Annotated in this window: 19 protein-coding genes; 8 read left to right on the top strand and 11 right to left on the bottom strand. The window is 31.5% G+C overall.

All coding sequences use genetic code 11. The features are described 5' to 3' along the window. The first annotated feature begins 10 nt into the window (after window positions 1-10). From N5D90_RS10475 to N5D90_RS10465, 3 genes are read left to right on the top strand one after another with little or no spacing between them, the layout of a single operon-like run. A complete protein-coding gene (locus N5D90_RS10475; protein WP_038335045.1) occupies window positions 11-1,270 on the top strand; it encodes a mechanosensitive ion channel family protein in 1,260 nt (419 codons plus the stop codon). A gap of 9 nt (window positions 1,271-1,279) precedes the next feature. After that, window positions 1,280-2,005: a pyridoxine 5'-phosphate synthase gene (locus N5D90_RS10470; RefSeq protein ID WP_038335044.1), complete on the top strand. Its 726-nt coding sequence runs from the start codon at window positions 1,280-1,282 to the stop codon at window positions 2,003-2,005. Between the two features lie 3 nt (window positions 2,006-2,008). After that, a complete protein-coding gene (locus N5D90_RS10465; RefSeq protein WP_280062410.1) occupies window positions 2,009-2,785 on the top strand; it encodes an alpha/beta fold hydrolase in 777 nt (258 codons plus the stop codon). Between the two features lie 77 nt (window positions 2,786-2,862). On the opposite strand, the gene N5D90_RS10460 is transcribed toward N5D90_RS10465, so the two are convergent. Next, window positions 2,863-3,402: a GNAT family N-acetyltransferase gene (locus N5D90_RS10460; protein ID WP_114997934.1), complete on the bottom strand. Its 540-nt coding sequence runs from the start codon at window positions 3,400-3,402 to the stop codon at window positions 2,863-2,865. After that, window positions 3,393-4,406, bottom strand: coding sequence for an ABC transporter ATP-binding protein (locus tag N5D90_RS10455; RefSeq protein ID WP_280062409.1), 1,014 nt, complete (start codon window positions 4,404-4,406; stop codon window positions 3,393-3,395). The genes N5D90_RS10460 and N5D90_RS10455 overlap by 10 nt, the downstream gene beginning before the upstream one ends. A gap of 100 nt (window positions 4,407-4,506) precedes the next feature. On the opposite strand from N5D90_RS10455, the gene N5D90_RS10450 reads away from it, so the two are divergent. The 3 genes from N5D90_RS10450 to N5D90_RS10440 all read left to right on the top strand — a co-directional run bounded on the left by N5D90_RS10450 (window position 4,507) and on the right by N5D90_RS10440 (window position 6,471). Next, window positions 4,507-5,193, top strand: coding sequence for a YceI family protein (locus N5D90_RS10450; RefSeq protein ID WP_280062408.1), 687 nt, complete (start codon window positions 4,507-4,509; stop codon window positions 5,191-5,193). Between the two features lie 161 nt (window positions 5,194-5,354). Beyond that, window positions 5,355-5,855, top strand: coding sequence for a hypothetical protein (locus N5D90_RS10445; protein WP_280062407.1), 501 nt, complete (start codon window positions 5,355-5,357; stop codon window positions 5,853-5,855). 55 nt (window positions 5,856-5,910) lie between these two features. After that, complete coding sequence (locus tag N5D90_RS10440) at window positions 5,911-6,471, top strand: cytochrome b/b6 domain-containing protein (RefSeq protein WP_280049060.1); 561 nt, start codon at window positions 5,911-5,913, stop codon at window positions 6,469-6,471. Between the two features lie 32 nt (window positions 6,472-6,503). Here the strand turns inward: N5D90_RS10440 and N5D90_RS10435 are convergent, their stop codons facing one another. The 7 genes from N5D90_RS10435 to N5D90_RS10405 form a co-directional block, all read right to left on the bottom strand. Beyond that, window positions 6,504-7,037 carry a hypothetical protein gene (locus N5D90_RS10435; protein ID WP_280062406.1) on the bottom strand — a complete coding sequence of 178 codons (534 nt, stop codon included), beginning with the start codon at window positions 7,035-7,037 and terminating at the stop codon, window positions 6,504-6,506. Between the two features lie 35 nt (window positions 7,038-7,072). Continuing rightward, the gene (locus N5D90_RS10430; RefSeq protein ID WP_114997942.1) at window positions 7,073-7,456 is read right to left on the bottom strand and encodes a DUF423 domain-containing protein; all 384 of its coding nucleotides are present in this window, start codon (window positions 7,454-7,456) and stop codon (window positions 7,073-7,075) included. An 18-nt stretch (window positions 7,457-7,474) separates the two neighbouring features. Then, window positions 7,475-8,146, bottom strand: coding sequence for a tRNA (adenosine(37)-N6)-threonylcarbamoyltransferase complex dimerization subunit type 1 TsaB (tsaB, locus tag N5D90_RS10425; protein ID WP_038335034.1), 672 nt, complete (start codon window positions 8,144-8,146; stop codon window positions 7,475-7,477). Window positions 8,147-8,228: 82 nt separating this feature from the next. Beyond that, window positions 8,229-8,834 carry a DapH/DapD/GlmU-related protein gene (locus N5D90_RS10420; protein ID WP_280062405.1) on the bottom strand — a complete coding sequence of 202 codons (606 nt, stop codon included), beginning with the start codon at window positions 8,832-8,834 and terminating at the stop codon, window positions 8,229-8,231. Window positions 8,835-8,898: 64 nt separating this feature from the next. Then, window positions 8,899-10,221, bottom strand: a complete 1,323-nt coding sequence (locus N5D90_RS10415; protein WP_280062404.1) for a TolC family protein — start codon at window positions 10,219-10,221, stop codon at window positions 8,899-8,901. Window positions 10,222-10,317: 96 nt separating this feature from the next. Continuing rightward, window positions 10,318-10,644 carry a gliding motility protein GldC gene (gldC, locus tag N5D90_RS10410; RefSeq protein WP_038335027.1) on the bottom strand — a complete coding sequence of 109 codons (327 nt, stop codon included), beginning with the start codon at window positions 10,642-10,644 and terminating at the stop codon, window positions 10,318-10,320. Window positions 10,645-10,661: 17 nt separating this feature from the next. Beyond that, window positions 10,662-11,711, bottom strand: coding sequence for a gliding motility protein, GldB (locus N5D90_RS10405; protein ID WP_280062403.1), 1,050 nt, complete (start codon window positions 11,709-11,711; stop codon window positions 10,662-10,664). Window positions 11,712-11,811: 100 nt separating this feature from the next. Here N5D90_RS10405 and nadE point away from each other — a divergent pair, with 100 nt between their 5' ends. Continuing rightward, window positions 11,812-12,606, top strand: coding sequence for an NAD(+) synthase (gene nadE, locus N5D90_RS10400; RefSeq protein WP_038335023.1), 795 nt, complete (start codon window positions 11,812-11,814; stop codon window positions 12,604-12,606). A 15-nt stretch (window positions 12,607-12,621) separates the two neighbouring features. After that, window positions 12,622-13,425 carry a bifunctional 2-polyprenyl-6-hydroxyphenol methylase/3-demethylubiquinol 3-O-methyltransferase UbiG gene (locus N5D90_RS10395; RefSeq protein WP_280062402.1) on the top strand — a complete coding sequence of 268 codons (804 nt, stop codon included), beginning with the start codon at window positions 12,622-12,624 and terminating at the stop codon, window positions 13,423-13,425. A gap of 30 nt (window positions 13,426-13,455) precedes the next feature. Here N5D90_RS10395 and N5D90_RS10390 read toward each other — a convergent pair whose 3' ends face one another. Together N5D90_RS10390 and gcvH are read right to left on the bottom strand one after the other, a co-directional pair. After that, a complete protein-coding gene (locus N5D90_RS10390; protein WP_280062401.1) occupies window positions 13,456-13,836 on the bottom strand; it encodes a VanZ family protein in 381 nt (126 codons plus the stop codon). Then, window positions 13,829-14,209, bottom strand: coding sequence for a glycine cleavage system protein GcvH (gcvH, locus tag N5D90_RS10385; RefSeq protein WP_038335019.1), 381 nt, complete (start codon window positions 14,207-14,209; stop codon window positions 13,829-13,831). The genes N5D90_RS10390 and gcvH overlap by 8 nt, the downstream gene beginning before the upstream one ends. Window positions 14,210-14,213 lie beyond the last annotated feature (4 nt).

Below are 14,213 nucleotides of genomic sequence, written 5' to 3'. Positions count from 1 at the left end.
TTAACAGCTTATGCAAGATAAATCTTTTTATGAAGAATTTTCTGATGGTGTAAAATTTTTTTTCAATCAATATTTCAAAATTGATTTGTCTGAAAATCTTTTTAATTTCTTAGAAATTGTCACTTGGATAGCTATTCTTTTTGTGTTAGATTTTGTGCTAAGAGCTATTATTCTTCCGCTTCTAAAAAAATTAAAGAATTTCACCGAAAACGATTGGTTGAAATTTTTGTACAAAAACAAAGTCTTTCTTTCAGCTATTCATCTTATTCCAATCAGTTTTGCATTAAGCATGAATGTTATTTTATTCAAGAATGAAGGAAATATTTTTCATGTTGTTCAACGCATTACGCAACTTATTTCATTAATCGTTTTTACGCAACTTATTTTCCGAGTTATCAATACAATTATTGATGTGTACAACGAAGAAAACAGTTATACCACAATTGGAGTGCGAACTTTTGGGCAAATGTTGAAGTTTATTATCACATTTTTTGCGATAATTTCTGGAATAATGATTTTGTTTACGGTTGATAAAAACACAATTATTACTGTTCTCGGAGCTTTAACTGCAGCTGTTTTATTGATTTTTCGTGATGCGATTTTCGGATTTGTTTCTGGCTTGCAAATCTCCTATTCTAAAATTGTAAAAGTTGGCGATTGGATTACCGTTTCAAAGGGCGATATTGAAGGAACAGTAAAAGAAATTAACATCAATTTGGTGAAAATTGAGAAGTTTGATAAATCTATTGCAACGGTTCCTACTGTGGATTTGGTTTCGTCGCAAGTAACCAATCATATGGCGATGTTGGCGACTGGAACACGTCAAATAAAACGTTCGGTTTCGTTTAATGTCAATTCTTTTCAGTTTTGTAACGAAGAAATGTTAAATCGTTTCGAAAATATTACTTTAATTCATCATTATATTCAACAAAAACGTCACGAAATTTCCATCTATAATCAAAACATTGAAAATTCTGATTTAGATATTAATGGTAAAAATTTAACCAACATTGGTGTTTTTAGAATTTATGTTGAACATTATTTAAAAAGTTTGAAAACTGTTTCGCAAAATGATCCAATTATTGTGAAACAATTACCTGTTTCTCCACTTGGAATGCCGTTAGAAATTGGTTGTTTTACAACTTCGGCAAGCAATTTGGAATTTGAAAGAATTCAGTCCGATATTTTCGATCATTTGTTGACAGCTTGTCGTAAATTTGACTTAGAAATTATGCAAAGCATTTCGCTTTCTGATATAAAAAAATTATAATATAAAATCATGACTAAATTAAGTGTTAATATAAATAAAATTGCCACAATTCGTAATGCACGTGGTGGAAATACGCCAAATCTTGTAGAAGCGGCAATCAAAATTCAGGAATTCGGAGGACAAGGAATTACGATTCATCCACGTCCAGATGAACGTCATATTCGTTACCAAGATGTGTACGATTTGAAACCTGTTGTAACAACTGAATTTAATATTGAAGGAAAACCGATTGATAGTTTCATGGAATTGGTTTTAAACTCAAAACCAGAACAAGTTACCTTGGTTCCTGACGCAGAAGATGCGATTACATCAAATGCTGGTTGGGATACAATCAAACATTTTGATTATTTAACTGATGTGATTAAAACCTTTAAAGACGCTGGAATCAGAACATCTATTTTCTTAGATCCAAATCCTGCTTTAATTGAAAGTGCTGCAAAAACTGGTGCTGATCGAATCGAATTGTACACAGAAGAATTTGCAACTCAATATGGTTTAGGAAATCTTGAAGCGATTAATCCTTATAAAGAAACAGCTAAATTGGCAATCGAAAATGGCTTGGCTGTAAATGCTGGACACGATTTAAGTTTGGACAATATTGAATATTTTATTCGCGAAATTCCAACAATTGCAGAAGTTTCTATTGGTCATGCTCTAATTTCTGAAGCTTTATATTTAGGTTTAGAAAATACAATACAAGCGTATTTACGTAAAATTGAATTAGCAAATTTGTAAAAAATGGCAGAAATCTTACATAGCAAAATTGTCGGTTCTGGTGAAAAACATTTGTTGGTTTTTCATGGATTATTCGGGCAATTGGATAATTGGAGCACATTAGGAAAACATTTTGGTGAATATTTTACTACACATTTGATTGATTTACGCAATCATGGACGTAGCTTTCATAGCGAAGATTCTTCTTTGGCAGCGATGACGCAAGATATTGTGAATTATATGGATGCAAATTCTATCGAAAAAGCACATTTGTTGGGACATTCTCTTGGCGGAAGAATTGTGATTGATTTTGCAATGATTCATCAAAATAGATTAGATCATTTGATTGTGGCGGATATGGCTCCAAAAGCGTATCAACCTCATCATAACGCGATTTTCAAGGCGTTGAAATCTGTCAATTTTGATCAAGTTGAAACTCGAAAAGATGTAGAAGCGATTTTAGAACAATATATTCCTGAAATTGGTGTGCGACAATTTTTGTTGAAAAACGTGTATCATGCCGATAATGGGAAATATGCTTTTCGATTCAATTTAGATATTTTGGATAAATATTATCAAGAGATGATTGGTTCTGAATTGTTAAAAGGCGAATTTGATGGTCCAACTTTATTTTTGGGTGGTGCAAATTCAAATTACATTATGCCAGAAGATGAAATGATGATCAAAGAACGTTTTCCAAATGCAGAAATCAAGAAAATTGCAAATGCAGGACATTGGTTACATGCCGAAAATCCGAAAGATTTTACAACAGAAGTTTTAGATTTCTTGTTGAATAAATAAAAACAAAAAAGCGAAATTCATAATTTGAATTTCGCTTTTTTTTATATCAAATTTTTAAAAGACCTTGACAAGATCTTTTAACTCAATTTATTTTCTCTCAACAACGACCAATAAATCATAGTTGAATCTCGACTTAATTCAGTGAAATTTAGTTTTGTCAAAAGTTTAGTTGAACCAATATTTTCTATCAAACAACAAGCGGTAACTTCCTCTAAAGTTTCTTTCGTAAATGCCCAATTTATCAATTCTGCAGCTGCTTCCACAGCAAAACCTTGCTTTCTTTCTGCTTCGATAATTCCGTAACCAATATCACAACTTCTTCCAACAAAATTATAACCTTTAAAACCAATGTCACCAATTATTTCTCGCGTTGATTTCTTGATAATCATCCACGATTCGAAACCTGTTGGTGCGTCAACTTTAGACAAGTTCACAATAATTCGAGGCAATGTTTCGATTACATCTGCATCTGGCCAACCTTTTCCTCTAATCAAATTTAATTGCTCTAAATCGGTATAATTATTTTGTAATATATTTTCGCAAATGGAAATCGTGAATGGCATCAAAATTAATCGTTCACTACACAATTCCGTTACTTGTAAACTTTCTAAATGCATAATTGATGAAATTTTATAACTTCAAAATGTATCAACTCATCTTTCGTTAATTTTTGAGAAGAATAAGTCAACAATTCAATGTTTTTGAATGTAAATCTTACCAAATAATCTCTTCCCTGAAATTTTGATGAAATTACTTTTCCTTCAAATTTTCCATTTTCAGAAATTGTAATTTCTTCTGGATAAATGACAATTTTAGAAGAATCGATTCCTAAATCTTGCGAATCATCCAACACGTTTACATAACCAAAAAGTTTGGCTACATAAGCTGTCGCAGGAGAATTTCGCACATTTTCTACCTCATCAAACTGAATCATTTTTCCATTCTGCAAAACTAAAATTTTATCCGAAGTATAAAAAGCATCATTCAAATCATGCGTCGTAAAAATCACTGTAATTTGATGCGCCTTGCACCAATCCATAATTTTTTCTCGAATGGTTAATTTTAATGTTTGATCTAAATTAGAAAAAGGTTCATCCAGCAACAAAATTTCCGGTTGTTGTGCCAAAGCTCGTGCAATAGACACACGCTGTCGCTGACCTCCACTCAGTTTATTTGGAAAAATATGTTTAAAGTCTAACATTTCAACCACCGTTAATGCTTCGTCAATTTGTTGTTGTTTAAGTTCTAAATCAAAATTGCTTAAAAATTTTCCGACATTTTCGCCAACCGTCACAAAATCTAACAAATCATAATCTTGGGCAACATATTTCATCATTTTATGACCTGGAATCAAGTTATAAGCAGGACCACGTAATTTTTTTGTATGATAGTAAATTTCTCCTTCTTTAAAATCCAACAAACCATAAATCAATTTCAGTAAAGTTGATTTTCCACTTCCACTTTCTCCGATAATACTTATCACTTCGCCTTTGTTAACTGCAAAATTGATGTTATCGAGTACTTTTTCTTCGAAATCTGGATAATTATAACTGAGTTGTTTTACGTTTAGCACGATTAAATAATTTTTCTTATGTTTGGCTAAGGTATTAGATTTATTCAATATGAAATAATTGTTTAATTATTTCATTTATTGATATAAATCAATATCAACTATTAATTTATATTATAGTTTTGCAATAGAAAAAAATTAAAAAAGCGATATGAAAAAATTATTCTTAGGATTGGCTGTTGTTTCTGCTGTTGCATTAACATCTTGTGGAGGAAAAACTGAAACTAAAGCTGCTACAGAAGCTCAAGAAGGAGCTACATCAACTGAAGGAGCTGCAGAATATGCTGTTGATACAACTGCATCTGTTGTAAATTGGAAAGGTGGAAAAACTTTTGACGATATCAACAAACCAGAAGAAGGTCACTACGGAGTAGTAAAATTAAAAGAAGGTTCTGTAAAAGTACACGACGGAGTTTTAGAATCAGGGAAATTTGTTGCTGATTTTGCTTCTTTCGAATCTAAAGATTTAGATGCTGATGCAGAAAGCAAAGGAAAATTAGACGGACACTTAAAATCTGCTGATTTTTTAGACGTTGAAAAATATCCAACTGCAACTTTCGAAATTACAGGAGTTAAAGCTTTAGAAGGAGGTGATTACAATTCAGAAATTTCTGGAAACTTAGATTTCCGTGGAGTTCCTAAAAATGTTACTTTCAAAGCTAATGTAACTGTTGATGCGAATGGTGTTACAATCAAATCTGAAGAATTCGGAATTAACCGTAAAGATTTCGGAATTGCATTCGTAGGTGCTGGAGGTTCTATTGTAAAAGACGAAGTTTTATTACAAGTAGATTTATCAGCTAAACCAGCTGTTGCAACTGAAGAAGCTGCAAAATAATCGAATTGAATATTCATTAAATCATAGAAGCCATTTATCTTAGATAGATGGCTTTTTTGGTTTAGAGGCGAAAAAATATAATTTCTCTCATTTTTTTTGTGATAATTAATTGAACTTAATTATATTCGTACTCATAATTAATAACATACATTAACAAAACAATGAAAACAATTAAGTTCTTCCATCCGGATGAAACATTTAATTATAATATTGAAAAATCGTTATGCAAAGTCGTTTTTCAAGGAAATAAAAAATGTTTGTTGGTCGAAATACATTCGACTGATGACTTAGAACACGTAGAAGGCGATTCGTTACAAAACGATTTTCCTCAACTTTCTTTATTTATTGATGATTTTCCTTTGGATGTAGAATCTGTGGAGGAATTAAACGGTAAAAAAGTTTCTATTCCTTATGGTTTTGCCGAGGAAGAAGACGAAGAAGGTGAAACTGTGGAAGTATATTACACAACGTTAAATGTTTCGGAAGAAGATTACGAAACGGTAAACAACGAATTAACTTTTAGTGTGAATGACAAAGGAATTTTGACCTTGAATTGGAAAGGTGAAGTGCAAGATTTTGTAGAAGAATCTGAAAAAGATATTCCTTTCGAAATTGAATGTACATTTGAAGAATTCGAATTTGACGAAGACGATTTTGAATAAAAAAATACAACAAAAACCTCTCAATTTTGAGAGGTTTTTTTAATCACTATAAATTATGAAAAAGTTTACTTTAACTCATCGATTATTACATTGGACAATCGGAATATCGATGATAATGCTTTTCTTAACTGGTTTTTTGAGAATGGAATGGATGAGTAAGAAAAATCTTTCTGCTTTGATTACTAATGAAGTTTCAAAAGAAGGTTTAAACATTTCTGACGCTACTTTAAAAACAATTGGAAGAAGTTCTTTAGAACCAATGTGGCAATGGCACGAAATATTTGCTTATATCGCTTTAGGTCTTTTTGCTGTGCGAATTGTTTATATGCTGGTAAAGGGAATCCGATTTCCTAATCCTTTGAAAAGTCATTCAACATCTGAAAAATTTCAGGGAATAATTTATATGATTTTCTATTTGTTAATGCTAATTAATATTGTGACAGGATTTTATTTAATGTGGGGAAATGGAACTTACAAAGACCCTATGGAAGAAGTGCATAAAACTGCAATTTATTGGTTTCCTATCTTCTTTCTCATTCATCTCATAGGAGTTATTATCGATGAAGTCAATAAAAATTCTGGAATTGTTTCTAAAATGATAAATGGTAAAGATTAAAAATAAAAAAGACACTTTATAAAGTGTCCTTTTTATTTAAACATTTGATATATTTTATCTTTTTCGTAACCTTCGATAGTTACTTTTTGATCAGTACTATAAAATGTATATTCTCTACGATTATCCGTATCTATAATATAATTCGGAAAAGATTTATTTGGTCTTCTCATTCTTGCTTCTTTGAGATTTTTTCGATCCTTGTTAGAAATCAAAAAAGTCTTTTTATCAAGAATCAAAAAGTAATATTCTTTTTCTAAAGAATAATAGTTGCTTGAAGATTTTACAGTTAAGATTAATTTATTATCCTTTACTTGATAAGTTCCTTCAGCAAAACCATAATCAGCATTATTGATTTCTTTACCGTTTTTATCTAACTCTACAATACAGCTAAGAAAAACAGACTTGTATTGAAATTGTTGGTTGTTAAACAATTTCAATTCAGAATTGCTATTAAAACCTTCTAATTTAAAGATTAAAGGAGTCGTCAATACTAATTTATCTTGCGCTTTTGTATTAATTGCAAATAAAAATAATAATCCAACCAATAATTTATTCCACAAATTCATATAACTGATTAACAATTATATAAATTTAAAGAAAATTATTTTCCTTTCATAAAAATCCAAGCCAATAAACCCCAACCGATAATCATGAATAATCCTCCAAGTGGCGTAATTGGTCCTAAAAATTTAAGGTTTACGTTCCAATGTTCTGCGAATGACAACAAATAGATACTTACAGAAAAAACAAATGTTCCGGCAATTAAACACCAAGCAGCAGAGCGTTCTAATCCGTTGTTAAATTGAAAATACATTCCAACAGCTAATAAAACTATTGCATGATACATTTGATAACGTACCCCTACTTCAAAACTTGCTAATTTTTCCGCAGGTAAAATTTTCTTGAACGCATGAGCTCCGAAAGCGCCTAATATAACCGCCGTCATTCCGTATAATGAAGCGATTGTCAACACAAGATTTTTCATAAATTATCTCTTTTTATTTTATTCAGATTTCTTTTTTCCAGCCACAAAATCCTTCAAATAATATGGCTCGAAATACGCAACATCTTCAAATGACTTTTGGTTAAATTTTTCTTCCGCAACACGAATCATATCTTTTGCCGATGGAAAAGTTTGTATAAACGTAGCATCCAAATGCGCTAAAACTTCTTGACATTTTTCTGCTCCATCACCCACAAAAATAATTTTCTTTCCTTTCAATTCTTCAAAAGAAGTTTCGTCGATTACTTTCGCTTCGGTTTCTGTTAACTGATTTCCTTGCTTATCGAACAAAGCTGTATAGACTTCCATTCGTCTTGCATCAATCATCGGAATGATATAATCAACCTCTTGATTTAATTGTGATTCCGCCAAAATTTGCAACGAATTAATCGCCATCAACGGGATATCAGAACCATATGCAAAACCTTTGGCAGACGAAACGCCAATACGTAAACCTGTATAAGACCCAGGACCTTTTGAAACACAAACCGCCTCGATATCTTTCCAATTTATTTGCGCACCTTCCACACACCAATCCACAAACTGATTCAGTTTTTCGCCATGTGCATAATTTTCATCACTTTCTTCAACCAAACATAGTTGAACGCCATCTTTAGCAATCGAAACTGAACAATTTTTTGTTGAAGTTTCTAAATTTAAGATTGTTGCCATGATGCAAAGATACATCACGAAAGTTAGATGATTTATGTTTGATAAGATGATTTTCTATCAGAAATGGAGAAAATAATTAGCTTTAATCGATTTGTTTGACCAATTCTAATCTGTTCACAATAGAATTTTGTTCTAAAATAGTTCCTGGAGAAAGAACTGCATTTGCTCCAATTTTTGAATCGTCTCCTACCAAAGCTCCAAATTTCGTTACACCAGTTGAAATAATTTGATCATTGACTTTTACAGAAATATTTTTATCAATACGTTCATTGTAATGATTCGCACAAATAGAACCAGCTTCAAAATTTACATTTTCACCAATTAAACTATTTCCAACAAAATTGAAATGCGCTATTGCAGATTTTTCAAAAAGAATTGCTTGTTTTACTTCTGATCCCGGACCAACAATAACCGAATTCGCAAGAAAAATTGGTCCACGTAAATACGCATGCGCTCCGATAAAACAATTTTCTGAAATAATAATTGTTCCTTTTAGTGTAACTCCTTTCTCTACAGTTGCAGATTTATGAATCGCAACATTACCTTCGATCCTATAATCATCAGATAGTTGCTGAATTTTATTCGTAAGAATTTCTTCTAAATTATCTACAATTTCCCAAGGTTGCTGATTTGAATTTTCTGGAAAGTGAGACAAAAAACTTTTTATATAATCTTGAATATTTATCATTTCTAAATTTAAAAAATCTAGAAATAAGTTATATCAAAAAAAGGTTATTAAAATAGTTAAACCTCTATTTTTCTTCCAACGTAATTGGAACGCCAGCATAGAAATCTAATACTTTTTGTTTGAAAATATAGTTGTATTTCGCTTGTAACATTTGCGATTCTGCCACCATCATGTCATTACGCGAACGGTTAAAATCATATTGATTAATAACTCCAGCATTGTAAGATTTTTGCGCAAAATCGTATGAAATTTTCGCATATTTTACCGCTTCTTTCGACGAATCGTATGACGCATAAGAACTATTTACTTCGAAATATGCAGACTGAACGTTTTTCAACACCTCTTGTTTCGATTGTAGAAGATCAACTTTTGCTAAATCCTCGTTGATTAATGCTTTCTGAATATTAATTTTATAGGAATATTGATTCCAAATTGGAATAGACACACCAACTCCAAAAACGCCCGTTACATTATGTCCTAATTGCTCTAATAACGCATCTTGGCGTAATCTCTTGTTAAAATATTGCAGATAATTTGTCCCGAAATTGAAACTTCCTGTCACTTTTGGAAATAATGAAGTTCGCGCAATTTGAGTTTCTTTCGCAGCAACATCAATTTGCAATTCGGCATGTTTTACAGAAGGCTGATTTTGATAAGCTGTTTCCACCACATCATCCAAATTATACAATTGAGACGTAACATTATCTGGAATTTTCACATCGGTTACAGCAAAATTTCGGTAATCATTTAATTGTAACAACATCGCTAAATTGAACAATGCACGCTCTATTTCGATTTGTGCATTTACCACTTCACGTGTATTTGTCGCGACTTCAGATTCAGATTGTGCAACAACAGATTGAGCTACAGTTCCAGCTTTGAACTTTTTTTGATTTTGATCTAATAATTGTTTCGAAATAGTTAGATTTCCAACTGCAACTTGTTTCAATTCTTTGTTCAATAAAACCGCTAAATAATAATTCGCTACTTGCAACGAAATATCATTTATCGTCATTGCAGTTTGCACTTTCGACGCTTCCAATTCCAAAGCAGCTTTGTCTTTATTCAATTGAACAACTCCACCACTATAAATATTAATGCTCGATTGTACGCCAAATGAATGCGCAAATTGATAATATCCCTTTTCTATTGTTGGATTATACGTTCCGATTGTAAAGTTAGTATCTACATAACCCGAAACCGTTGGCAACCATGCATTGTAGGTTAACTCTAAATTTTTATTGAAAATTTCTTGGTTGATGGTATTCTGCTGAACAGTCAAATTATTTTTCGAAGCATACTCAATACACTTTTCAATTGTCCATTCTTCTTGGGCAAACGAAGAAAGAGAAGTAATAAATAGTAAAGTAAAAAATAATTGTTTCATAGACTATTCTTGTCAGAAAATTAAAGATATAAAATAAGTCGAATTTCTAACCAAAATGTTACGAAATTCGACTTAAAGTTTTATTTGGTCAGTAAATTAACCTTTAATTTTTGAAGCAATTGCAAATTCTTCTGCAAAAGCAGCGATTCTTTCTGCAACTTCTTTTTCCTCTGTTGCTCTTTCGTAAGAACTAGACATCGAAATTAAAATTTGATGAAAGAAACGTTTCATATCATCTTGTGTCATTTCTTTTGTCCACAAATCGATGCGCAAAGCCTCTTTTGCTTTATCATCCCAAACAGAAAGTAACATTGCTTTTGTTTCTTCGTGACTAATTCCACCGTCTGGTGCATTCCAAGTCATTTTTTCTGGCACGTGATTTTCGTCCAATTCAATCTCTACTGTAATATTTGTTGTTCTCATAACTTCTAATTATTAGTTTATTTCACAAAATGGTAAACTTTACCATCAATTGTTTTTGTTGTATAATTTGTTGAATTATTACTTTCTAAAGCTGGCTTATATTTAGAATCTTTGAATATTTTTTGACCATCCATATCATCTAATAAAGCTTTCAATTCTACCTTAGGATTCTCTTTCATGTATTGACGAATAATTTGCAAACCAATCCAAGCCGCAATTCTTCCTGGAGAATCTTGCTCAATTTCATTATTAAATTTAGAAAATGGACTAATTGCTAAAAAGCGTTTATCCAAAGAAGCATCTGAACTGAATACATAATTTTGTTCTACAAAAAAGTTCCAAATTTGACCTTCGTTCTCAATACACCACTGAATTTGTTCTGGCGTGTAACCAACTTTATATTCGTCCGGCGTATCTGTTAACAATGCATCTTGCAAAATCAATTTCTTCCCTTCATAAATCATTTTATCAATAAATAATTGATTTCTTGGGCTAAATGTAACCACATCATTCGCAATTGCATCAACTGCTTGAGATGGTAAACGATTAAGATCTAAATTTGTACGCAAATAACGTTCTACACCAATGCTGTCATACAATTTGTTCTTTGGTCCCAAATACGCATCCATCGCAATAAACATCAAGCCAGATTGCTGACTAAACATCACAGGATAATCTATATTTTGCAAACCTGATGAATAAGTATAAACCGTCGGAATTTTATATTCAGGAAAATAAAATTGGTAACGCTGAAACATCGGTGTTAACGATTGATTTAAGTTTTTAAAATCTCCAAAAACCTTTCGAGATCGTCCATAAATACTCAATTCTTCTTTATTACGACGTTGACTTTCCCAAACATCGTCCGCAGTTTTTGCATCAAAAAAGAAAGGATAATCTTTTCGTAAAGTCGCTAAAGGAATCGAATCGTTAAAAAAATCTTGACTGATATCATGAATATTCAACTGAACATTTTGTTCTTTGACATCCACTTCCCACGATTTTTCTTTTTTGCACGCAGTAAATAAAATTAAACTCGCAAAAGCTAAGCCATATACAAATTTCATTGCTTGGTTATTTAGCTAACAAAAATAGTAAAATAATCTGTAGTATTTTCAACCCTAATTTTTTTCATAATCTGCTATCTTTGAAATAAATTATTAAACTATGCAAACTGAAAAAGTTGTAGAATATATTGTTTCTTGGTTGAAAGATTATTTGGAAACAGCACACCAAAAAGGCTTTGTGATTGGAATTTCGGGCGGAATTGATTCAGCTGTAACCTCTACATTATGTGCGATGACAGGTTATCCTTTATTAAACTTAGAAATGCCAATTCATCAAGAAAAGAATCAAGCTGATCGTGCAAAACGTCATATCGAATGGTTAAACAATAAATTTTCTTCGCCTATCGACTCAATAGAAGTTGATTTAACTTCAACTTTTGACGCAATGGTTTCGGCTTTACCAGAAACGGAAACGACGGATAAAGTGAATTTAGCGTTGGCCAATACACGCTCTCGTTTGCGTATGACGACATTGTATTATTTTGCTGGTTTACACAATTATTTGGTTGCAGGAACAGGAAATAAAGTCGAAGATTTTGGTGTTGGTTTTTATACGAAATACGGTGATGGCGGTGTAGATCTTAGTCCAATTGCTGATTTAATGAAATCGGAAGTGTATAAAATTGCTGAGTTTTTAGGCATTAATACAGATATTCAAAAAGCAAAACCAACTGATGGTTTGTTTGGCGATGATCGTTCGGATGAAGATCAATTGGGAGCAAATTACGATGAATTAGAATGGGCGATGAAAGCGAAAGAAGCTGGAAAAACTGCAGATGAATTTGAAGGAAGAGAAAAAGAAGTTTTCGAAATTTATTCGAGATTAAATCGTATCAACCAACATAAAATGGTTCCAATTCCGATTTGTGATATTCCAGAGGAATTGATGAAATAACTAAAATATTAAATAATGACACCTGAAACAAACTATATAGAAATCAATAAACAATCTTGGAATAATAGAACCGAAGCACACTTGAAATCTGATTTTTATAATCTTGAAGAATTTATAAAAGGGGCAACATCTCTAAACTCAATTGAATTAGATTTATTAGGAGATATAAAAGGAAAATCCATTTTACATTTACAATGCCATTTTGGACAAGACACAATCTCTCTTAATAGATTAGGTGCAAATGTAATAGGTATTGATTTATCTGACAAAGCAATTGAAAGTGCTCGAAAAATTGCAATTGATACGAATTCAACTGCTGAATTTATTTGCTGTGATTTGTATGATATAGAAAATCATTTAAATAAGCAATTCGACATCATTTTTACAAGTTATGGAACTATAACTTGGTTACCAGATTTAGATCAATGGGGGAAATTAATTTCTAAATTTCTAAAACCTAACGGAAAATTTGTTTTTGCTGAATTTCATCCTGTAGTTTGGATGTTTGATGATAACTTTGATAAAATAGGTTATAATTACTTTAATGTTGAATCAATTATAGAAACTGAAAACGGAACATATGCTGACAGAAACGCTGATATTTCACAATCTTATGTGACTTGGAATCATAGTATGAGTGAAGTTATAACTAGTTTAATTGATAATGGTATGGAACTTAAACAATTTCAAGAATATGACTATTCTCCATATAATTGCTTCAACAAAACATTCGAGTTTGAGCCTAAAAAGTACAGAATAAAACATTTAGAAAATAAAATCCCTATGGTTTACTCTATTGTAGCGAAAAAGAAAAATTGATTATAGATTAAAACAAAAAACTCAGTAATACTACTGAGTTTTTTTATGTTGTAAATAATATGTTATTGCAATATATGCGAGGGCGATTCCGGATAAGTTTGCCATTAAATCGACAAAATCAAAACTACGATGAAGTGATGTTAAAATGCCTTGTAAAATTTCGATAAGAAAACTTACCAAAAACGGAATTATCATCAAACGTAGATTTGTTATTTTGTAAGCGACAAATAACAAAATCGTCATCATTCCAAACATTCCACAATGTACAACTTTATCAAAATTATCAATCTTAAAAAAGATTCCTAATTCTTCGATTGTACTTAATTTCGAAAAATTTTCTTGTGGAAGTAGCGTCAGATAAAACACCAACGTTACATATGCAAAGAATATTATTTTTTTTGTCTTATGCACCGATTAATTCTCCGTAAGCAGCTGCGTCTAATAAAGCATCTAATTGAGAAGCATCTTCAATTTTTACTTTGATAATCCACCCTTTTCCGTAAGGATCAGTGTTGATTAATTCTGGCTCACCTTCTAATTCAGTGTTAAATTCTACAACTTCACCGCTAATTGGCATAAATAAGTCAGAAACTGTTTTTACTGCTTCTACTGTTCCAAATACTTCTTCTTGACCTAAAGTTTCTCCTTCTGTTTCTACGTCAACATAAACAATATCTCCTAACTCTCCTTGTGCGAAAGCTGTAATACCGATTGTTGCTACGTCTCCTTCTACAGAAATCCACTCGTGATCTTTACTGTACTTTAAATTGTTTGGAATGCTCATAATG

The organism is Empedobacter sp. GD03797 (genome assembly GCF_029842105.1).
Lineage (GTDB): Bacteria > Bacteroidota > Bacteroidia > Flavobacteriales > Weeksellaceae > Empedobacter > Empedobacter falsenii_C.
This window is presented reverse-complemented; position numbering and strand designations above follow the sequence as displayed.